The following is a 20,773-nucleotide window of genomic DNA, read 5'->3' on the forward strand; positions in this document are numbered from 1 at the left end:
CATGCTGGTGGCCGGCTGTAACATCTTTTCACCCTTCAGCTCGGGCGACAAAGACAATGATCCTCAGGCCTTGCTTTCTGAAGCGCAATCACAATTGAAGAACAATAATCCCAAAGAAGCACTCACCTTGCTCGAGCGCGCGAAACAATTATCCCCGCAAACGCCGACGATTCGTTATTTTCATGCGGTGGCTACGATCCGCGCCTACAATGTCAATTTTGAGGCCTTCATCGACGCTTTGCAGCAAAGCGTGCCCGGCGGCAGTGCGAACAAAGGCTGGGAAACGGTAGCCGCCGTCAACGATACGTTTCGGTTGTTTGATTTTACCGAGGCCGAGCTGCAAAATTTGCTGAACGTATTCGCCGCGGTCAAAGAGGATTTGGATCCGGTGGTGGCCGGTTTGATCAACGGAACGATCAAGCCCGAGGAATTTCAATACGCCAATGACGCTTATTTGAGCTGCGGCGTCGCCGCATTGGTATACGGTTTTGTGTTGATGCTCGATCAAGATCACAACGCCGCGAACGGATTCATTCTTGATCCACGCATCTCATTGACGAAGGTACAGGATGTTTACCAAATTTTTGTTGACGATCCTTCCAAGACGGCCAATCAGATTTGCCGTGAGGTGGACAGCATTATTGAAGCGAACTATCCGCCATTGGAAGACGGCTTGCGCTGCCTTTGGTACTATTATCACGATGCGACATTCGGCCAACTGCCCGCTGGCGCGCCGCCGGTGCCGCCCACGGCTATGCCTTCCAACATTCGCAATACGCCATCCGGCGAATTCTTCAAAGTAGTGTATTCTGGTTTGGAGGCGCTGAAGCAATTCGGCTGTCCATAAACTCCAGCGCGCAACAGGAAAAATCACACCGGGCTTTCACCCTCTCGCTTGAAAGCCCGGCAATGCTATGACCCATCTTAACAAATAATATCCTAGTTAAAAAACTGGGTTAATCGCCTCTCTCAAAACATGGGTCCTTAGCAACGCATTTTTCACAATCCGCAATCCTCAATCCGAAATCGATAACACCTATGCGAACCTCCTTTTACGTTGTTTTTGCTTTAGTCATGATTCACGTCGATGTGGGCCGGACGCAGGATTTTTCGCGCATGACCGTGCGCAATGTCCGTTCGCTCGGCATGGGCGGCGCAGCGGTGGCTGTCGCCGGTGAAGACAATATCCTTTTCTACAATCCGGCGCTATTGACAACGCTGCGCTACCCGCGCTTGAATTTTGTGGATGTCAGCGTGCGCTTGAACACAAATGCGCTCGACCAATATCAGTTTTATCGAGATCATCGCGAAGAGTTTAACAACATCGCGCGTTTAAACAATACCGAGCTTAACGATCTTTATCGCCAGGCGCTCGATGCCGCGCAACAACAGGCAATCATCAATGTCGAGGGTCCGGCGCCGATTCATTTTCTCTCGCGGCATTTCGGCGCCGGAATATTTAGCGCGGGCAATGCCGTGTACGAAATGTTCGAAGGCGCTACCGGCATTCCAATCATCGATACACGCCTGCGCGGAGACGTTCAAATAATGGCCTCACTCGCGCATACGTTCGCCGCCGGCCCGCGCGGACGCGCCGGCGATTTCAGCGTGGGCGTGACGGGAAAATATCTGAACCGTTGGATTACGCGCAAAAGCAAAACTATCTCCGGTTTCACCAATAACGAGAGCCTCTATTTTTATCGCGGCCGGAGCTTCAGCTTTGATCTCGGCGCATTCTACACTCTCAATCGCCGCTTTCAATTCGGCGCTGCGGTGTATGATATTTTTTCCACCTCGTTCAGTTGGAACGCCAAAGGCGCAACGCTGGACAATCCCGTGCCGCCCAATAAAATTTCAACGTCGTATCGGCTCGGCATGGTTTATCGCCCCGGCATTCGCTTGCAGAAATGGTTTTATAACTTTGCGCTGGCGCTCGATTTCGACGAACCCTTTACCGGCGGCAATTCCTTTTTCAAAACGGTTTATATGGGCGGGGAATTCAATCTCACCCCGTTGCTGATGCTGCGCGGCGGTTTCAGCCAGGGCTATCCCGCATTGGGCGCGGGCCTGAATCTCTATGTGTTGCGCGCGGATTACGCCTTTTATGGTGAAGAAATGGGGAAATTCGCCGGGCAACTCGCCAGTTGGAATCATGCGTTGCGCGTGCAGGTGGGATTTTGAATTCAGCGGCTGTCTTGGATACAATGCAACGAGTGTGTATTCTCGCGGATATTTTGTCCAACCCGGCCCGTTTCTCGCACTCGTTAACCCGCCATCACTCCTTACGCCCCACACCCCGCACAGCATGATAGTTCCAGCTTTCCCCCTTGTCCCAAGATTTCATCATTCCTATTGTAATTGGAACCCCATTTTCATATTTTATCAAAGTGAAAACGACTCCATACTTTGTCACGAGTGTGATGCCACGCCGACCTTATCTAAAGGCGGAATGGCTTGAATTTGCCATCAATTCACCGGTGCATAAGGAAGCTCAAGCCAACGGACGCATTCGTTATTGGGCTTTTATTCCGGAGTTGGGCAAGTTTCTCCGTGTGGTTACAGAGCCGGATGGAGAAACAATACACAATGCTTTTCCCGATCGTGGATTTCGACCTTAAGTTAGAGGAATTTTTATGATTTTTCAGTATCATCCTGACACAGACATGCTTTATTTGAAGCTGGCTGACAAGATTAGTGTCGAATCCGAAGAGGTCGCGCCCGGAATCGTGCTCGATTACGATGATCAGAATCAGGTTATTGGTATTGAGATCGAGGATGCGAGTCGCCTGGTAGATTTGTCCCGTTTAGAAGTATCAGCGCTTCCTCTTGCAAACCTCACTTTCAGCAAAGAGGCGTTAATTGCAGAATGATGTGCCAGTATAATCCAATGAACACCGGGGCAACGCCAAACGTGTATCTCCTTCAGACTGACTCGTCTTACTTCTTTCTCACTTGATCCAGCATCACCGCAAGCAAAATAACCGCGCCGAGCACCACCATCTGCACGTAAGAATTCACGTTCAACAAGTTTAAACCATTACGCAGCACGCCAATCAACATCGCGCCGAGAAACGTTCCGACAATCGAACCGCGCCCGCCGAACAAGCTGGTGCCGCCCACCACCACGGCGGCAATGACATCCAATTCATACATCAAACCGGCGTTGGGCTGTCCGGAGTTCATGCGCGCGGCGAGCAGAATCCCGCTTAACGCAGCCAAACTGCCGCAGATCATGTAGACTTGCACGATAATGCGATTGATGTTGATGCCGGCCAGACGCGCGGCCTCCTTGTTTCCGCCGACGGCGTATACGTGACGGCCAAAGCGCGTGTACGAGAGCACAATATAGGCGACGGCATACACCGCAAGCATGATGAGTGTTGGCGCAGGAACGCCGAGCACGCGTCCGCTGCCCAGGCTGCTGAAAGCCTCGGGCAGATTCCAGATGGGCCGGCCATCGGTGAACATGAAGGCAGCGCCACGCCAAATCGTCATAAACGCGAGCGTGACGATGAACGGCGTAATGTTAAAACGTGTGATGAAGACGCCCGCCAAAGCGCCGGAGAAACCGCCCAACATAACGCCAACCACCAACGCTAGCGGCAGAGCAACCGCATATGGAAGATCGACTTGCAAGACACTGGTCGCGACGACACCGCAAAATGCGACAAGCGCGCCCACAGACAAATCAATGCCGGCCGTTAAGATCACCAGCGTCATGCCCACAGCAATGATGGCGGTGATCGAGGTTTGCAACGTGACGTTGAGCAGGTTATCCGCCGTGAAGAAATAAGGCGAAAGCAAGGCGAAGATCACGACTTCAAGCAATAATGCAACGCCGATACCGTAAGCGCCGAGCGCCTTCATCAACCGGTTCGATGGTTTACGCAACGGCGCCGCTGCAACTGTCTTTTCAATTGTCGGGGTCATGCCGTTCATCTCTTGCTGAGTTGGAAAAGAGATTGGCTCATGCGGTTCTCCGCCCGTTGCCAGAATCATGATTTTTTCCTGATCAAATTCCTCGCGGTTCAAAATTCCGGTGATGCGTCCGGCCTGCATCACGGCAATGCGATCACAAATACCGAGCAGCTCCGGCAAATCCGATGAAATCACCAGAATGCCCTTGCCCGACTGCGCCAGCTCATTGATCAAGTTATAAATTTCTTGTTTCGCGCCCACATCAATGCCGGCGGTCGGCTCATCAAAGATCAAAACCCGGCATTGCGTGTATAGCCAGCGCGCCAGCACAACCTTCTGGCGATTGCCGCCGCTGAGATGCTCCACCGCCTGTTCCAGCCCGGAAGTTTTGATGTGCAAGTCAGTGAGGAATTTCTCTGTCTCCCGCCTTTCTTTTTTCTGATCGAGAAAAAGTCCACGCTGCAAGCGGCGTAAATTCGAGAGAGAGATGTTTTCACGCACGTTCATTTGCATGAGCAGTCCCTGGCGATTGCGATCTTCCGTCAACAACCCCAGGCCCAGGGCGATGGCCTCCGCCGGTGAACGCGGATGAATACTCGCGCCATCGAGGAAAATCTCGCCGCCTTCGCGGAGCTGCGCCGCAAAAATCACATGCGCCAACTCGCTGCGGCCGGCGCCCACCAGGCCGGCGAGGCCAAGGATTTCGCCTTGATGCAAGGTAAGATTGATATCCTGCAAATTGCCGGCAATCAAATTTTTCACCCGGAGAATTTCCCGCCCATGTTGCGCCAAGCGCTGGGGATATTCATTCTCCAACTCCCGTCCCACCATCCACTGAATCAAACGATTGCGATCGACCTCGGCCACGGCAGCGGTTGCCACGACTCTGCCGTCGCGTAACACCGTCACACGATCGCCGATTTCGAATATTTCCTCGAGCCGATGCGAAATATAAATGATGCCAACCCCCTCGGAGCGCAAGCGGCGAATGACATTAAACAAATTTTTCAACTCAGCAACGGTGAGCGCTGCCGAAGGTTCATCCATCGCGAGAATGCGTACATCATGCGAAAGCGTTTTGGCAATCTCGACCAATTGTTGTTGCGCCACGCTCAGCGCCGAGGCCGGCAGGCGGCTGTCAATGCTTTCGCCCAGCTTGGCCAGCGCCGCTTGCGCAAGCTCGCGCATTTTGCGATGATCGACAAAAAAAGACCGGCCAATAGCCGGTTCATGGCCGAGCAGAATATTCTCCGCCACCGCGAGTTCCGGCGCGAGCTTGAAATCCTGATAAATCGTGCCAATACCCAACCGCAATGCCGCTTGCGGCGAAGACAAATCGACTTCACGCCCGTCGAGATGAATCGTGCCTGCATCTTTGCGCAGCGCGCCGGAGAGTATCTTCATTAACGTAGATTTGCCCGCACCGTTTTCACCGACGAGACAATGTACTTCACCGCGCTGCAAGTCGAAGTTCACCTCGTCCAACGCAAGCGCGCCGGGATACTGCTTGCGAATGCTGCGCATGTTCAAAAGCGCGGCCATCCTTACTGCCCGGCGGTTGCGTTTTGCAGAGACGCCTGATCCACGATGCCGACGTCGACCGGTACGATCTTGGGCACGGTTATGCCGTTGAAATAATCAGCGATTTTTGCGATGGTGGTTTCACCGATGCGTTTGGGATACTGCACGACATCAGCCTTCAAGGCCGTGCCTTTGCGGATGGCATCGAGGGCCTGCGGCATGCCGTCATATCCGACGATGACGACTTCCGTGCGCTGCAGTTGCTGCAGGGCGTCGAGCGCGCCGAGCGCAGAGTCATCATTGATGCCAAAAATGCCGTCAAGTTCAGGGTGGGCTTGCAGAATATCAACGGCCGCGGGCATGGCTTTATCCCGCACGCCTTCACCGCTGACTTCAGCAGCGATTTTGACCTCGGGAAAAGCTGCAATCGCTTCCTTGAAACCTTGCACGCGATCCAGCGCGGACATGACATTTGGGTGGGTGATCAGGGCGACTTCGCCTTTGCCATTCAACAGCTTGGCGAGATACTCGGCCGCCATACGGCCGCCGGCGAGATTATCAGAAGCGATATGGCAAACGACTTCACCTTCCTCTGCAGCAATGTCGGCCGTGAACACGGGAATCGCTGCATTTTGAGCTTTTTTGATCGCCGGAGCGATGCCGCGTGAATCCACGGGACACAAAATAATGGCGTCAACGCGGCGTACGATGAAATCCTCAACCTGGGCGGATTGCTTGCCCAAATCAAAATCGGCGGAAGCGATCAATAACTCGAAGCCGTGTTTTGCCGCTTCGCTTTGCAGCGTGCTTTCGAGATCTCGATAAAATTCATGCTGCCGCGCCAGCAAACTGACGCCAATGACTTTGTTCGCACGTTGCTCTGCGGTTTTGCTGCAACCGAGGCTCAACAACAACGCCAGGCTTACCAGCCGAATCAAAATTTTCATCACGACATGCCTCCTTGCCAAGATCAATATGGAATGTATTCACTTGCGCTGGAACCGTCGTCAAACAAGTCTACGACGACGTAGGCCGGCGGGAATTCCTGATAGGCACCTTCCCACCAATTGCCGGAAACCGCGCCGTTGCACAAATATTTGACGCCGAGATATTCGACCTCATCCTGCAAATGAATGTGGCCGCTTAAACAGAGTTTGATATTCGAATGTTGTTTGAAAACATCTTTGATGCGCCGCGCGTCAATATGCATCCACGCCCCGGGAATTTTCCAATCGCCGCTGGCTTCATTCTCACCGTCAAAAAACGCGCAGAAACACATAATCGGAATGTGAGACAATACACAAATGGGCGTGATTCCCGGCGTCCTGTTCAAATCGTCTTGCAACCATTCAAACTGCTCATCATCAAGCTTTGCAATGTAGCCGCCGGGGAGGAAATGTGTGCTGTCGAGCACGATAAAATGCCAGCCGGCGCGGTCAAAGCTGTAATAACGCGACGACAAACCGAATTCCTGCATCGCCCATTGCTTGCCGTAGAGTTGCTCGGATGAAATCGCCGGGTTTTTCGCCTTCCATCCCCACACGTCATGATTGCCGAGGCAATGCACGATGGGCAGCGAGCATTCATTCTGCAAAACACTTTGCCAAAGTTGCCACTGCGTTTGCGTGCGTGCCTTATCCGCGCCCAGCGCATCCATAATGGCGTCGCCGCCATTGAAAATTATTTCCGGTTTATCTTGAAGATTTTGCGCATGCTGCAGCGCGCGCGCCATGCCGGCGGTGGCGCTCAATTCGGGCTGTACATGAATGTCGGTTAAGTGGGCGAGGCGCAGCACGCGCCGGCGTTGCGGCGCCGCCGGTGCGCAAGAGACAGTGGCGAGTGAAACAAGGGCAGTAGTTCCGAAGGCAGCGGTTGCTGTGTTGCTTAAGAATTCTCGACGATTGATCGATCTTTTTGCCATCAACATCTCCAGGGACTGGAAGACACGACCTGGGCTCCGGCCTAATCATCAACTCTTGTTTGTTTTGGCATGAGCATAACGCCGGGATAACTCCTGATGCTGCTTATTTCATTGGCGAATATTCCAGGGGATTTCTACCAGCTTACATCAAATGATCAAACGATAGCCGGTTAATCGTGTTCACTGCTTTTGAACCGACACCTCCTCCACCCAAACCACTTCACAGGAACCGTTGCCGGTATCATCTCTGCGGAGAGAGCTGCGCCAGCGCCAGCCATCTTCCGCCCGCACGGAAACGAGATAACCGCGCAGGCTGATGAGATTGCCGATGCGCAACGATTTTAACTTTTTTTCAATCGCCTCATTCGCCGGAATCATGTGCATATTGGCGGATGAGGCCGTTATCGCTTTGTTGGCAAGCGGCGCGTTTTTAAAACGCACAAAATACCAGCGACTGGATTGGCTGATGGTGAGGCGATCGATGACGCTCTGATCCGACATCGGCCCCCAACCCAACGCCAAATCAAGCGGCGACAAATCCGCTTCGCGGCCGAAGTTATAATCTTTTTTGTGTAGAACCCGCGCGTTCACCCGGAAGGTCGCCAGCGGCTCCAGCCAGTAGCCTTTGTGCTGCCACATGCGGGTTTGCGTCACGCTGCGCTGTTCGGGTTCCTCCGGAATAAGAATGCCGGGCGCGTGGGTGATTTCTGTCGTTGGCCAAAAACGATAGGCCAACACGCCGCCGATCCACAAAAAGCTGAACAAAAAAAGATGCCAAAGTCTCATAATCCCAAGATGCAGTGCAGGGTTGTGACAAATTCTTCAATCGGCAAAAATCATAACAGGGACTCTAGTTGGGTACGGGTATCAAAATGATCTGACCACGACAATCTTGAGCAACGCATGTTGTTCATCCAAGCCCAGGGCATTCATGATACCGACCAAAATTCTGTCATGGTTGCCAGCTCCCCGTTTTCTTACTCATACCGCAGCGCCTCGATAGTATTCTGCCATGCCGCGCGCCAGGCCGGATAAAGGCCGAACACGATGCCGACGGTTGCCGCAAAAATGACGCTGACCGCGATGGAAGGAAGCGAAATCAAGGTTTGCCAGCCCATCAAATTCGTGACGAGCTTCGTCAAGCCGACGCCGACCATAATGCCGATCAAGCCGCCGGTAATCGAAAGCGCCAGCGCCTCCAGCAAGAATTGCGACATGATATTGCGGCGCTTCGCGCCAATGGCTTTGCGAATGCCGATCTCGCGCGTGCGTTCCGTAACAGATACCAGCATGATGTTCATAATGCCGATGCCGCCGACCAGCAATGAAACAATGGCGACGATGGTCAGCATCATGGTGATGGTTTTTTGCGTTGATTCGAAGGTGGAAATAATGTCGGCTTGATTGCGAATATTGAAATCATTGTCCTGGGTATCGCGCAGGCGATGCTGTTTGCGCAACACCCGTTCGACATCGTAAAACGCTTTGTCCATCAGAGAGGCATCGGCAACCTTCAACGTGGAATTGGTGATATGATCGACGCCGAACAAGCGCATTTGAGCGGTAGCCAGCGGAATCAGCACTTGATCGTCCGGATTCATCCAGCCGCCGGACTGTCCCTTGGTTTCAAGCACTCCGACAATCTGAAAATTCATGCGGCTGATGCGCAAGGTTTTGCCGATCGGATCTTCGCTGGGGTCAAAGAGATTATCGCGCACCGTTGAGCCGAGCACACACACACGCGCGCGTGAGGCTTCTTCTTGCGCGGTGAAATAGCGCCCGGCAACGGCCTTCACGTTGCGCACCTCGCCGTAGTTCGGCGTGGTGCCGGTGATGCGCGTATTCCAATTGCGATTGCCGTATTTCACCTGCGCGCTGCGGCTAAATTCCGGCACCACGGCTTCGATCTCTTCGCATTCTTCCAGAACCGCCTCCACATCTTTCCGTGTCAATTTCACGCTGCTGCCGGCGCTCGTCATAACCGGCCCGGAACGAGATGAGCCGGGGCTGACGTAGAGCAAATTCGTGCCCAACGCCTGCAGCCGCTCAGCCACAGCGCGCTCACCGCCTTTGCCGACAGCGACAACCGTAATCAATGCGCTCACGCCGATAATGATGCCAAGCATGGTCAAAAATGAGCGCAGCTTGTTCGCGATAATCGCGCCAAAGGCAACGCTAGAGCTTTCCCGCAAATCCATCGTCATCTCCCGAAAAATGCAAAACCTGAATCCTGCACGATACTTTTGGTATCATACAATCGGCCAACGGCAATTGAAACTCTATCGCAAGTTTATCTTGGCCGTCCGCCGCCGAAACCCGACATGCCGCGCATGCGATCCATCCACGCTTGTCGCGCCATGCCCGCGCGACTGCCGCTGAACACGAACACTTCATCTCCTTCTTGCAAGCCGCGCAACACCTCGGCATAGTCGTTGTTGCTCAAGCCGATCTCCACGGGACGCGGCTGATAGCGTTCGCCGTTTTTAAGCAATACAAATTTGCGCAGCGTGCGGCCATTGGCCATTCCGGGATTACTGCCGTTCATCGCCCGTCTGCCGGTTGAATCCGAGGACACATTATCCGCGAAACGCTGGCGCCACTGGGCGCGCGAGGAATCCGGCGCCATGCGCCCGGGGCCGCCTGCGCTGGTGTCGGCTGGAATATTTAACGCTGCCATTTGCGCGCGAATTTCGCGCAACTCCTTCAATGCTTCTTTCGGCACCAGCAAGGCGTTCTCACGATCCGCAACGGTTAAATCCACGGAAGCGTTCATGCCGGCCTTGAGCCGGCCATCGGTATTCGATACGATAACGGTAACGTTGAATGTCGTAACGTTTTGTTCGACTTTTGCCAGCGGCGACACCCGCAACACCCGGCCGCGATAAACCATATCAGGAAAGGCATCCGGCACGACGCGCGCGGGTTGCCCAATATGAACCTGGCCAATGTCAATTTCATCTACTTCGGTATAAACGTACATGCTGTCCAAATTCGCCACGGTCGCGATCAAGGTGCCGCCGCTCACTGAGTTGATGCCGGAGGCGATAATCTGCCCCGCTTCGACATCTTTTTTCAGGATGACGCCGTTGATTGGCGAACGCACGATCGAATCTTTCAAGCGCACTAACATCGTGGAGACTTCCGTCTCGGCTTTGACCAATTGCGCCTTGGCGCGTACTTCTTCGAGCTTCACTTGATCGTATTCTGCTTGCGAAATCAACCCGCGCTTGAACATCTCTTCCTGGCGGCTGACGGTGTTTGCCGATTGCGCCACCTCGGCCTTGGCGACCTCGAGATCGGCGACCGCTTGCTCATACAAATTACGGGCATCGGTTTCATCAATGCGCGCAATGAGCGCGCCTTTTTCAATACGATCGCCCTCTTCCACCGGCATCAGCATGATTTCTCCGGAGGCCTTGCTCTTGATCTCAACTTTGTTGATCGGCTCGAGTTTGCCAATCGCGGATACCACGGCATTGAGATCGCCGCGCGCGATCGTTACGATCCGGCCCTGACTTTCAGGCGTTGCCGCCGCTTTTTCTGCCGGCTTTCCCGACCGCAGAAAAAAATAACCGCCTACCAGCGCAACCGCCAAAATACCCAGGAAATAAAATCGACTTTTTTTCATACGACAGAACTCCTAGCTTCCTTTCATGAGATAAACACCTCGCGACCGCAACCACGTATTCGAGTACTTGTTGTCAGCGAATCGCTGCGACAACGGCGCCAACATTCTTGCAATATCATCAAACAAAAACAAAATCCAAAAGATTTTTTGCGGCATGAGCTGCTCAATTTTGGAGCCTTTGCGCGATTTCGTGTCTCAATGTTGCGCGCTTAATTGCCCGCAACGCCGCCAGACGAATCGCTCCGCTAAACGGCCGGATGAACAGCCAATACATCCGAAAACGGCGGCGACTGGCTTCATCCAAACAGAGTACTCTCGTATTTGTTGAGACGTTCGTCACGCCGTTTGGTTGGGGCGCGAGCGAAAAATTCCACACGGCTTTGGCAAAGCCGGGCGTATCAAACGAGCGAAAGTGTTCGGTGCGTATATGTTGAATTTCTCCGGAGGCCGTCCAAAACTTTCCCACCAGGCCGAGCACCAGTTCTTGTTGCGGTGTTTCGCCAAGCAGAATAAAGCCACTGTCGAGCAAGCCCGCAAGCGTCAAACCGAGTCTTTGTTTTGGCTCGCTAGGGGATGAGAATAACGCCGGCAGCCCGCGCAGGCCAAAGAGCATGCGTATCAGCCATGAACGACTCAAATCCAATGTTCGCATGGCGGCATAAATGCGTTCGGCGGGCGCGGCAATGTCAATTTCATGATATTCGTGTACGTCATACCTCGGCAAAAACTCATCGATCAACATATGCAAAAATCCTATACCGATTTTCAGATAAGCTGAAAATCGAGGCTCTTCGAGCAGCTTTGTGAATTTCGCCCACAAATGTTGAACTCCCACAAAAAACGAAAGCCTTTTCAGTGGGATTTCATTTTTGTGGGCGAGACATTTTTATAATTTTCTTCTAAAGTTGAGAAGTTAATCGCCCATTTCACGTAAGCCAATATATAGGCAAATTTTGGCACTTCGGCAACTTTTCTCTTGTCACGCGGCGAATCCACCAGCTCAAAAAAGCCTTGCTTCACAGCCGAAAACAAAGTACGATGGCGCGGAAGCAACCCGGCAACGGCTTGGCCGTCGCTGGAGATTATTATCATGAAACCCTGCTGGGCCAGGGATTGATCAATATTCGTCAGGTTATTGTGCAATGAATCCCGCATCGCTTGCCGGCCACGCCATCGAATTGCTTGAAATTTTGTGGGAAGATCCCCGCCCCGCAGATCATCTGATCGACAAATTCTTTCGCAGCCGCCGCTACTTAGGCTCGCACGATCGCCGGGAGTTGGCCGAAAGTGTTTATGGCATTTTGCGGCACCAGCGGCTCTTGCAAACATTGGTTTCACAGGTGCGCCCGGAATCCGCACGAAATCCGGCGTGGCTGTTTGTGGCGTTCAAGCTGCATATTGAAAAATTATCTTTAGACCTTGTTGCAAATTATATCTCCGGCCCCTCCCCTCACAAGCTTTCTCCCTCACTTTCCGAGCTGGCGCAAATCGCCGCACAAAATCCGGAAACGTTCAAAGACAACCCGGGCATTCACTTTTCATTTCCGGATTGGTTTGTTGCCGTCGTGCAGCAACAATTCGGCGAAGCCGAAGGCGAGACTTTACTGGCCTCACTCAATCAACCTCCACCGCTGACGATCCGGGTGAATACCTTGCAAACGTCGCGTGCAAATTGCCTGCTTGAATTGCAGAAACTAGGCTTCGATGGCAAAGAGACTGCGCTTTCGCCCGAAGGTTTGCATCTCGCCAAACGGATGAATCTTTTCAATCTCGACTTATTCCGTGCCGGCTGGTTCGAAGTGCAGGATGAGGGCAGCCAGATTGTTTCGCTGTTACTCGATCCCAAACCCACCTGGCGCGTCGCGGATGTGTGCGCCGGGGGTGGCGGCAAAACGTTGCATTTGGCGGCGTTGATGAAAAATCGCGGGGAGATTTTTGCGTTCGATGTGGCGCCAAAGCGGCTGGAACAGTTGCAAAAGCGCAGCCGGCGCAGCGGTATGCACAATATTCGTGTGCATGTGTTGCAAGAAAACGAGGCGCCCGCCTCTCTGCCCGGCAAGATGGACGCGATTTTGATTGACGCGCCGTGCAGCGGCTCCGGCGTATTGCGCCGCAATCCCGATGCAAAGTGGAAGATTACTCCCGGAATGGTGGAGGAAATGTCGGCGAAACAACAGCAAATTTTGCGGGACTACGCGCCGTTACTCAAGCCGGGCGGGCGCTTGGTGTATGCCACGTGCAGCGTGCTGGCGCAAGAGAATGAAGCCGTGGTGCAATCCTTTTTGGAGGGGAATCCCTCATTCCAGGCCGCAGATGCTGCTGCAATTCTGCAGCGCTATCAACTCAGCCATCTGGCGCAGGGCGGCGCGATTCATCTCCTGCCGCACAAGCACGGTTGCGACGGCTTTTTTGCTATGGTGATGGAACGGCGCCTTGCTTGATCGAATACCGGCGCTAATTCGTTTCTTTGGGAAATTCGACGGGGAAGGAATGGCGCAGCCAGATCTTGCGATCCGCGCGCACGCTTTCATCGGCGAAGTCATATTCCACCTGCAACAGCATGTCAGGGTTGAGTCGATATTCCAGCCCGAGGCGATGGCGCAATTGCAATTTGTATTCCGAATCCGGCAGCGGCTGGCCGGCAACATGGTTGGTGCTGTCGCGTTCCAGGCCGCTTTCGAGCTGGCCAATGTAGGATAGATAGAGATTGTTCAACAAGTATTTCCCCACCGTCACACGGCTGCTGCGAAACAGCGAGCGATGCGCCTCCGGCGCAGCGGAGGCGTTATCGGCGGCATTATTGTTGAAATTCGTCGTCAGAAAATTGCGTGTAAAGCGCGAACTGAAGCGCACGATATCCAGGCCAAATGTGCGCTGCACGGCGCGTTCGACCGGCCGCAGAAACGGCCGCATCAACAAATTGTCCGTGCCAATGCCCACCGCCTCGGTCGCGCTTTTGCCGAGATTGTCAACGGAATAGCCGAGCGAGGCCAGCACTTGTTCCTGGCCGGTTCCCCAAAAATTCGGTTGATCGGACGTCAGCTTGAAAATGGCGTGTTGAAAACGGCCGCGCAACTCTTCCCGGCCGGAAGTGGGATCGACGGCCACCAATGTGAGATAAACATTGTAAGGCGTGTTGGTTGAATCACGCACCACGGTTTTGGCGCGGCCATACACTTGAGGGAAAAGCTGGCTCTTGTCGAACTCGGCGCCAAATTCCTCCACTTCGAAATTCATATCGAGATATTCCACTTCGCCGCGCGTCGAAACGACTTTCCCCTCAATAAAAAATGCTTCATCGGAAAATGTCGTGTCGGACACAATACCGGAAAAGCGCAACCGGCTGGCCGCATCATCGATGCCGAGATTGACATAAACGTCATTGAACGCGGTGGTCTGGGTGAGAACATAGTGATTATCCTTGCGGCTCTCAGCAACAACATTCCAATTTATATTGCGCAGCAAATGCCGCAAGCCGGGATCGCTTTCTTCATCAAAGGGAAATTGAAACTCGACATTTTCGAGCACGGCCCGGCCCTGCACCACCGGATGTGACCAGGGCCCGGCGATAATGAATTCATCGGCGTCGCCGCGGCGCGCGGTGGAATCGATCAAACCCGTGAGGCGAAAGCGGCCGGTTTCATGCTTTTTCATCAATCCCGGAATGCTCAAGGGCAAACCCATATCATCCGATTTGAGCAACAGCGTGCCCAGGTGCAACGGTGAGTTGCCTAGGCGCAGTGGTTGCCAGGCGGCATCAATCGTGTTCGTGAACGTTGACCCGGCATTGTTGCCAGCATCGGCCAGAAGCAGCGAGGGCAGGCTTTCGACGTTGCGCAGCGTTACGGTCGCATCATCGAAGCGCGCCGTGAAACGCGGAATCTCAACAAATGTGCCGCGGCCATCGACAGAGATTTCAGCTTCGATATGCGTCACGTCACGCGCCAGCCGCGTCATGGTCACGGCGCCGTCATTGAGTTTTAAATGAGAATTGAAGATGGTCAAGCGCTCATACGGCCCGGACAGATTCAGGCTGAGTTGGCCATAACTCGAAGTGGTTTTGAACCAACTGCTCATTTCTGGAAGAACTGCCAGAAAATTTCCTGCTCCGCTAATGGAAGCCGCCACTGCGCTGGTGCGGTTGATCGGCAAGAATACGTCGCCGGTCAGGGAGAAGGCGTCTTGCTTGACGGCGCGCACGCGCGGCAGGTATAAGCCGCGACTCGAAAGCATGGCTTGCTTTGCCGAGCGGCTGCCGGCGGCCAGATCGGCGGTCACTTCATCAAAATGCACGCCCCAAACCTGCGCCTCGGTCACCGCCAACGTTCCTGAAAGCGGCAAACCTTTTTCATTCCAAAAATCTTTAGCCGGCCCCTCGGCGCGCAAATCCAGGGTGGTTGCGCCGTCAAATTTATCTTCTGGAAAATTGAACAGCGCATGCAGCAACTCGCCGCCGCGTAAATCCGCGCCGTGCACGTTCATGTGCATGCGCCGATCGCTGCGGCGATAACCGAGGCCGGCCGTGAGATACGGTTGTTTGTCTTTGGTGACAGCCAGGCTGTCGACTTTCCACCCGCTGCGATCCGCGCGCATCTTGCCGCTCAGGGCAAAATTTCCCAGGCCATGAAAAAAGCCGTCAAACAGCCAAAAATTTCCGGCAGCTTGCGGATCGTGCAGCGTGCCCGAGATATTCAATTCACCGAACAATTTGCCGCGATAAATGGCGCTGTCGTTGGTTGCGCCGGTGAGCAAACGCGCAAGATCGGCGCCTGCCAAACGCATGCCGCCCTTGATCTCGCGGCTGCGGCCGGTTTTGACTTCCAGCGCGGCGTTGAGCCACGGCTCACTGCGAAAATCGGAAATTTTAAACAGACTGTCTTGCACGTGCAGCGTGTAATTCGCCGCAAACGCATTCGGCTGATCGGGGAAAAACTTGACATAGCCGGAGGTTACCCGGTCACCCTGCAGCAACGGCAACATATAGCCGACGAGATGAAATAGCTTCGTGGGCGCGGCTTTCTTGCGCGCGTCGATATTGATATTCAAGCTGTCGGTATGCCCAATCAGGCTGAAATTCATATCCAAATCTGCCAACAACGTGCGTGAAATTTTTTCGCCAAAAATCACGGGCAGCAATTCGACTTCGAGTCCTTCAATTTTAAAGAGCGGGCGCTTGCCCAAACGCCAGATGGTCGCGTTCACCTTGGAGGCTTGATTTGGCAGCGAGGCCTTCAAATGCAGCGTGTCGTCTACCAGCGAAAAATTGCCGAGCCAGCGCGTGGCCGTTTGTTGCGGCCGTTTCACGTCGAGATTCATGCGGCCGTGTACGATCGGCTGCCAAACGCTGCCGGAGATTTGCGCGAGCCCCGCGAGGCGGGTTTCCGGCAATGAGGACAAAAACGAAAACGGAACCTCGCTTTCCTTCTGCCCTTGGGTTTCGAGCTTGAAGCCGCGACGCGCCAATAAACGCGAAAGTAACGGCGTCAGATTCCCATCTACCACCACGGTCGCGGATTGTGGCAAGTTCTTGGCCGCGAGATCAACCTGGCCCCAACCCTCCCAGTTGAACCCGGGCGCGGACGCAGCGTTTTGCGCTGCCGGGCCATAGTCGAAATCAATCATGCCGCGGCCCCGCCAATGCAGCGCTGTTTTAACTGAATTGCGCTTCCAGTTGCCGCACCCGCTTTTTGTGAATCACAGCATGTGGACTGGTCAAGGTTGCCTGAATGCGAGGCGAAAAGAAGGAACCGGTAAAATCCGCACGAATGGCGGCAATGCCGGAAACTGGCGGGGCGACTTTCGCGGCAGAAACTTTGCTTTGTTCAGACACGCGGTGAAACGGAGCAAAAAATTCGCGCAGCGAGAGCGAATCGCAGACGAAGTGTAAATCAACCGCGGGCGCCCGGACAGGAACTTCAACGAGAGCATCCAGGGAATCGCCGTCAAGCGAGTTGGCCGCGATCTTTACGGCATATGCTTTTTGCCCGCGTTCGGGCAGCGATACCCAAAACGGCAACTCGCCGAGTTGCACGCTGCCGTTGAGGTGCATCGGCTGATTATTCACGAGCTGGCGGCCGTTCGCAATCACGAGCTGGCCGTCTTCCAGCGTGGCATCGAAGCTGGCATTTTCGATTTGCAGCGGCGCATTTTGCAATGAAGTGGCAACGCGGTCAAAGAACGTGCTGCCGGAGAGCGCGAAAAATTTTTGGGCGAGGTGATCGGCCCAGGAATGCGAACGCTTCGTCTTGCCGGAGCCATTTGATGGGCCGGTGAAAGCATATAAAAATTTGCCGTCACGCAAATGCAAATGCCCGCCGACTCGAATCTCATCCGGCGCGGAGGGCAGAGTCGATCGCGACAACACCAGGCTTCCGCCGAGCTTGCCGCCAGCCATTTCCAGACGGCCGGGCACGGCAAGCGGCAACTTGCCGGTGAACTGCAAATCGGAGATATCGAGCTGCACGGAATCCAGGGCAATATGCTGCAAATCAACCGCGGTTGACAGTGTCAATTCAGCCTCGCTTGGATGCCGCACTTTGCCGTGCAAACGAACTTGCGCATGCGATTCGCCGAGCGCTTGCAACCACCCGCTCAACTCGTTGACGACGGTGAGGTCCGGCAAGCCGGAAGCGCTATCTTGCCAAACAATTTCACCGTGCTGAATCTCGACATTTTCGATGATGACATATTTTGACGCCGTGTTCTCCTCTGCAGAAGGCGCGCCCGGTTTGGCGGTTTCCGCCGGCGGCGTGGCGGGAGAGGACCTGGCCGGCATGCGAGACGGCAACGATTTCGTGGCGCGCGCCGGCGACAGCGTTAGGGTCGGCTGGATAACGGAAATGCGAATCACACGTGGCGCCGGTTCGAAGAGATCGCGCAGCAGCGCAACATAATTCACGCGCACCGAAATTTGCTGTGCATGCAGCGCCCAGCGCATCTTGCTCGCCGCGCCGCGCGTGAAATAAACGTCTGCAATATCGACGCCGCTGAAGGTGGGACGAAACTCGCGATAATACAACTCACCGCCGAGCGTAGTCTCGATTTTTTCCACGACGAGACGTTGCAGCAGCGGGCGGCTGGCGTAAATTTTCCAACCGGCATAAGTCAGTGTCAGAGCGGTGAGCACAGCCACCGCCCCAAACACTCGCCGGCGTTTTTTAGTCATGGCCGTAGAGGCGAGAATAGTGTGATGATAAAAGCTAATCCAAGTCTAGCGCGACCGGCGCGGCAAAGTCAGGCTCCGGAATTCCGTGCGGTTCGAGGTCGGAAGAGATCAATTGTTCGCTCACGCGGCCAAAACGGCGCTCGCGGCATTGAAACGAGAGCAGAGCTTCGTACAACTCCTTGCGCCGGAAATCGGGCCACAGAACGTCCGTGACGTAAATTTCCGTGTAAGCCAATTGCCATAACAGGAAATTGCTGATGCGCAGCTCGCCGCTCGTGCGAATCAAAAGGTCGGGGTCTGGCAGCTCAGAGGTGTATAAGAAGGAACTGATCATGTCATCATCGATGGCCGCAGGGTTCAAGCGCCCGGCCTTCACTTCTGCGGCGATGCGACGCATGGCGTCCGTCAACTCTTGACGGCTGGAGTAACTCAGCGCAAGATTGAGCGTCAATCCGGTGTTTTTGCTCAACACCCGCATGGCATGTTCCATGCCGGCGCGCGCCACATAAGGCAGATCGCTTAACCGGCCGATCGTCATCAAGCGCACATTATTGCGATTGAGCTCATCAATCTCTTCGCGAATCGTCGTGATCAACAACCCCATAAGCGCCGCCACTTCACTCTTGGGGCGCTTCCAATTTTCCGTTGAAAACGTGTAAAGCGTGAGGTAACGAATATTCAACTCGCCGCACGCGCGCACGATCTCGCGCACGGAGTTGACGCCTTCGCGGTGGCCCTCGACGCGCGACCGCTTCCGCTGCTTGGCCCACCGGCCGTTGCCATCCATGATGATGGCCACATGCTCGGGGAGCGGGCCGAGTTTAAGGCGTTTCACATACGCATCTAAAGCATCCTGCTCGTCAAGCAAAGCATGCGAGTTGCGCCAACTCGCGTCGTGATAACCGTCCTGTTTGTCTTCCGAATTCATGAACCTGCTCGTAACTCGCTAAAGTCTAAAAGGTTAATTTAACTGCTCCGAATTGGCTGTGGAACTTACTTGATGGCTGATTCAAAGTCAAGCAGAATTCCATCTCGTGCCAAGAAGGTGGAACACAGCCTAATATGTTAGCAGTTATGGATTTAAGGTAAAGAGTCGATGGTCGAGGCTATCTTTGCGAATAAGACTAAATAGCGACGAACGCGCTTCCTGCGCACCGGAAATTTGCGCGCGGGATTTCTGCTGGGCGCGTGAAGACATTTAAAACTTTAGCGCCAAGCCACGTCACAATAAATTTTCGTAACAAGCTTGCGCAAGAGGCATCATTTTTGTTTATTGTCTGCCGTTTTGTAAGCCGCAGCCAGCAAGCGATGATTTCGCCTTCAAGGATGAGAAGAGGAAATCGGCGCCGGGCGAGGCTTAGGTTAAATTCCCCAATGCTTTATTGAACACCATTGACATGGAGGTCAAACACATGTTCAAATTCAATTCCCGCGAACTTGATTTTATCGACATTCTCCCGCCTTCTTCAGACGCACTGCGGACAAATCTTGAAACCATCATCAACGATTCGGAAAAATGGTGCGCCGCGCTGGCGAGCCTGGATCAGCAAACCGGGGCTTATCGCATCGTGCTCGAAGGCCGTTTGCGTGAACCAGAAATCAGCCGCAACTGAGCCACGCGTTGAACAAGTTATTCTCTGCTTCGGCTGCTTTCGCCAAAAATAGAAAGCAGCCGAAGAATCGCATTCTGCCTACTTTTTTGCCCGCGTTTTTTTACTCACATTCTGCCCGGCCAGCGCTGCGCCAACAATCCCGGCAAGATTGCCATTTTGCGCCGGAATCATTTCGACTGGCAGCTCGATATATTTGGCGAATTTTTGATAATCTTTTGCCGCGCCCCCGCCAATGATGATCAAATCCGGTGAGAGCAGCAACACCATGTGATTGAGATATTCCTGCACGCGGCGCGCCCATTTTTTCCACCCCAGTTTCTTTTTTGTGCGAATGGCATCCGAGGCGCGGCGTTCCGCAGCTTTACCGCGAATCTGCACATGCCCGAATTCGGTATTGCTCACGAGCTTGCCATCGATAAACAGGGCGCTGCCGATGCCGGTGCCGAAGGTGAGCAGCAACACCTTTCCCTTGCGCCGGCGTCCGGCGCCGAAACGCATCTCCGCCAGACCCGCAGCATCGGCGTCATTAACGACTTGCACGGCAGCGCCCGTTGCTTTATGAAATAACGCTTGCGCGGATTCACCCACCCAAGCCTTGTGGAGATTTGCAGCCGTAATCACCTTGCCGTGTTGCACAATTCCCGGAAAACCGACGCCGATGGCGCCGCGCCAATTGAAATGCCGCGCAATCGTTTTCACCGCTTTGGCCACCTTCACCGGCGTTGCGGGTCGCGGCGTCAATACGCGCAAACGTTCGGCGCGCAATTTGCCTGTGCTAATGTTAACCGGTGCGCCCTTGATACCCGTACCGCCGATGTCAATGCCCAGGATGTCCATTGTGCCTCCACTGGCAAGGTTCATTTGATTTTATTTTGTGCCCGTTTGAAATTGCTCCAGGCCTGGCATAACCGAAATTGGTTGCAACTTGGTCGCGGAAACTCAGAGGTTTTTGATGTAACGGCTCAGCCGTTGCAGGAATATTATCTACAATCAGCAAGTCTTGAGAT

General features: G+C 54.1%; 17 protein-coding genes. 5 read left to right on the top strand and 12 right to left on the bottom strand.

Annotation, left to right across the window (positions count from 1 at the left end; genetic code table 11):
* The first annotated feature begins 1,038 nt into the window (after positions 1 to 1,038).
* From FBQ85_13080 to FBQ85_13090, 3 genes are all read left to right on the top strand, one after another.
* Positions 1,039 to 2,181, top strand: coding sequence for a hypothetical protein (locus FBQ85_13080; protein ID MDL1876086.1), 1,143 nt, complete (start codon positions 1,039 to 1,041; stop codon positions 2,179 to 2,181).
* Positions 2,182 to 2,387: 206 nt separating this feature from the next.
* The gene (locus FBQ85_13085; GenBank protein ID MDL1876087.1) at positions 2,388 to 2,618 is read left to right on the top strand and encodes a hypothetical protein; all 231 of its coding nucleotides are present in this window, start codon (positions 2,388 to 2,390) and stop codon (positions 2,616 to 2,618) included.
* A gap of 15 nt (positions 2,619 to 2,633) precedes the next feature.
* Positions 2,634 to 2,870 (top strand): DUF2283 domain-containing protein, encoded by a 237-nt coding sequence (locus FBQ85_13090; GenBank protein ID MDL1876088.1) that lies wholly within the window; start codon positions 2,634 to 2,636, stop codon positions 2,868 to 2,870.
* Positions 2,871 to 2,937: 67 nt separating this feature from the next.
* Here FBQ85_13090 and FBQ85_13095 read toward each other — a convergent pair whose 3' ends face one another.
* The 8 genes from FBQ85_13095 to FBQ85_13130 all read right to left on the bottom strand — a co-directional run bounded on the left by FBQ85_13095 (position 2,938) and on the right by FBQ85_13130 (position 12,131).
* Positions 2,938 to 5,460 carry an ATP-binding cassette domain-containing protein gene (locus tag FBQ85_13095; GenBank protein ID MDL1876089.1) on the bottom strand — a complete coding sequence of 841 codons (2,523 nt, stop codon included), beginning with the start codon at positions 5,458 to 5,460 and terminating at the stop codon, positions 2,938 to 2,940.
* A 2-nt stretch (positions 5,461 to 5,462) separates the two neighbouring features.
* A complete protein-coding gene (locus FBQ85_13100; GenBank protein MDL1876090.1) occupies positions 5,463 to 6,386 on the bottom strand; it encodes a substrate-binding domain-containing protein in 924 nt (307 codons plus the stop codon).
* A gap of 23 nt (positions 6,387 to 6,409) precedes the next feature.
* Positions 6,410 to 7,360, bottom strand: a complete 951-nt coding sequence (locus tag FBQ85_13105; protein ID MDL1876091.1) for a metallophosphoesterase — start codon at positions 7,358 to 7,360, stop codon at positions 6,410 to 6,412.
* Between the two features lie 180 nt (positions 7,361 to 7,540).
* Complete coding sequence (locus FBQ85_13110; GenBank protein MDL1876092.1) at positions 7,541 to 8,146, bottom strand: hypothetical protein; 606 nt, start codon at positions 8,144 to 8,146, stop codon at positions 7,541 to 7,543.
* A gap of 191 nt (positions 8,147 to 8,337) precedes the next feature.
* Positions 8,338 to 9,564 (bottom strand): FtsX-like permease family protein, encoded by a 1,227-nt coding sequence (locus FBQ85_13115; protein MDL1876093.1) that lies wholly within the window; start codon positions 9,562 to 9,564, stop codon positions 8,338 to 8,340.
* A gap of 86 nt (positions 9,565 to 9,650) precedes the next feature.
* A complete protein-coding gene (locus tag FBQ85_13120) occupies positions 9,651 to 10,988 on the bottom strand; it encodes an efflux RND transporter periplasmic adaptor subunit (protein MDL1876094.1) in 1,338 nt (445 codons plus the stop codon).
* Positions 10,989 to 11,151: 163 nt separating this feature from the next.
* Positions 11,152 to 11,730 (bottom strand): hypothetical protein, encoded by a 579-nt coding sequence (locus FBQ85_13125; protein MDL1876095.1) that lies wholly within the window; start codon positions 11,728 to 11,730, stop codon positions 11,152 to 11,154.
* 110 nt (positions 11,731 to 11,840) lie between these two features.
* Positions 11,841 to 12,131 carry a hypothetical protein gene (locus FBQ85_13130; GenBank protein ID MDL1876096.1) on the bottom strand — a complete coding sequence of 97 codons (291 nt, stop codon included), beginning with the start codon at positions 12,129 to 12,131 and terminating at the stop codon, positions 11,841 to 11,843.
* Between FBQ85_13130 and FBQ85_13135 the strand changes: the two genes are divergently transcribed.
* Positions 12,131 to 13,429 (top strand): RsmB/NOP family class I SAM-dependent RNA methyltransferase, encoded by a 1,299-nt coding sequence (locus FBQ85_13135; GenBank protein ID MDL1876097.1) that lies wholly within the window; start codon positions 12,131 to 12,133, stop codon positions 13,427 to 13,429. The genes FBQ85_13130 and FBQ85_13135 overlap by 1 nt on opposite strands.
* 13 nt (positions 13,430 to 13,442) lie before the next feature.
* Here FBQ85_13135 and FBQ85_13140 read toward each other — a convergent pair whose 3' ends face one another.
* The 3 genes from FBQ85_13140 to FBQ85_13150 are packed head-to-tail and all read right to left on the bottom strand — an operon-like array spanning position 13,443 to position 19,081.
* Positions 13,443 to 16,610 carry a hypothetical protein gene (locus FBQ85_13140; protein MDL1876098.1) on the bottom strand — a complete coding sequence of 1,056 codons (3,168 nt, stop codon included), beginning with the start codon at positions 16,608 to 16,610 and terminating at the stop codon, positions 13,443 to 13,445.
* A 28-nt stretch (positions 16,611 to 16,638) separates the two neighbouring features.
* Complete coding sequence (locus FBQ85_13145) at positions 16,639 to 18,153, bottom strand: hypothetical protein (protein MDL1876099.1); 1,515 nt, start codon at positions 18,151 to 18,153, stop codon at positions 16,639 to 16,641.
* 34 nt (positions 18,154 to 18,187) lie between these two features.
* Positions 18,188 to 19,081 carry an isoprenyl transferase gene (locus FBQ85_13150; GenBank protein MDL1876100.1) on the bottom strand — a complete coding sequence of 298 codons (894 nt, stop codon included), beginning with the start codon at positions 19,079 to 19,081 and terminating at the stop codon, positions 18,188 to 18,190.
* 484 nt (positions 19,082 to 19,565) lie between these two features.
* Here FBQ85_13150 and FBQ85_13155 point away from each other — a divergent pair, with 484 nt between their 5' ends.
* On the top strand, positions 19,566 to 19,766 hold the full coding sequence (locus FBQ85_13155) for a hypothetical protein (protein ID MDL1876101.1): 201 nt from the start codon (positions 19,566 to 19,568) through the stop codon (positions 19,764 to 19,766).
* A gap of 78 nt (positions 19,767 to 19,844) precedes the next feature.
* On the opposite strand, the gene FBQ85_13160 is transcribed toward FBQ85_13155, so the two are convergent.
* Entirely contained in the window at positions 19,845 to 20,603 is a 759-nt protein-coding gene (locus FBQ85_13160) for an ROK family protein (protein MDL1876102.1), read from the bottom strand.
* Positions 20,604 to 20,773 lie beyond the last annotated feature (170 nt).

It is taken from the genome of Cytophagia bacterium CHB2 (genome assembly GCA_030263535.1).
Taxonomy (GTDB): Bacteria; Zhuqueibacterota; Zhuqueibacteria; order Zhuqueibacterales; family Zhuqueibacteraceae; genus Coneutiohabitans.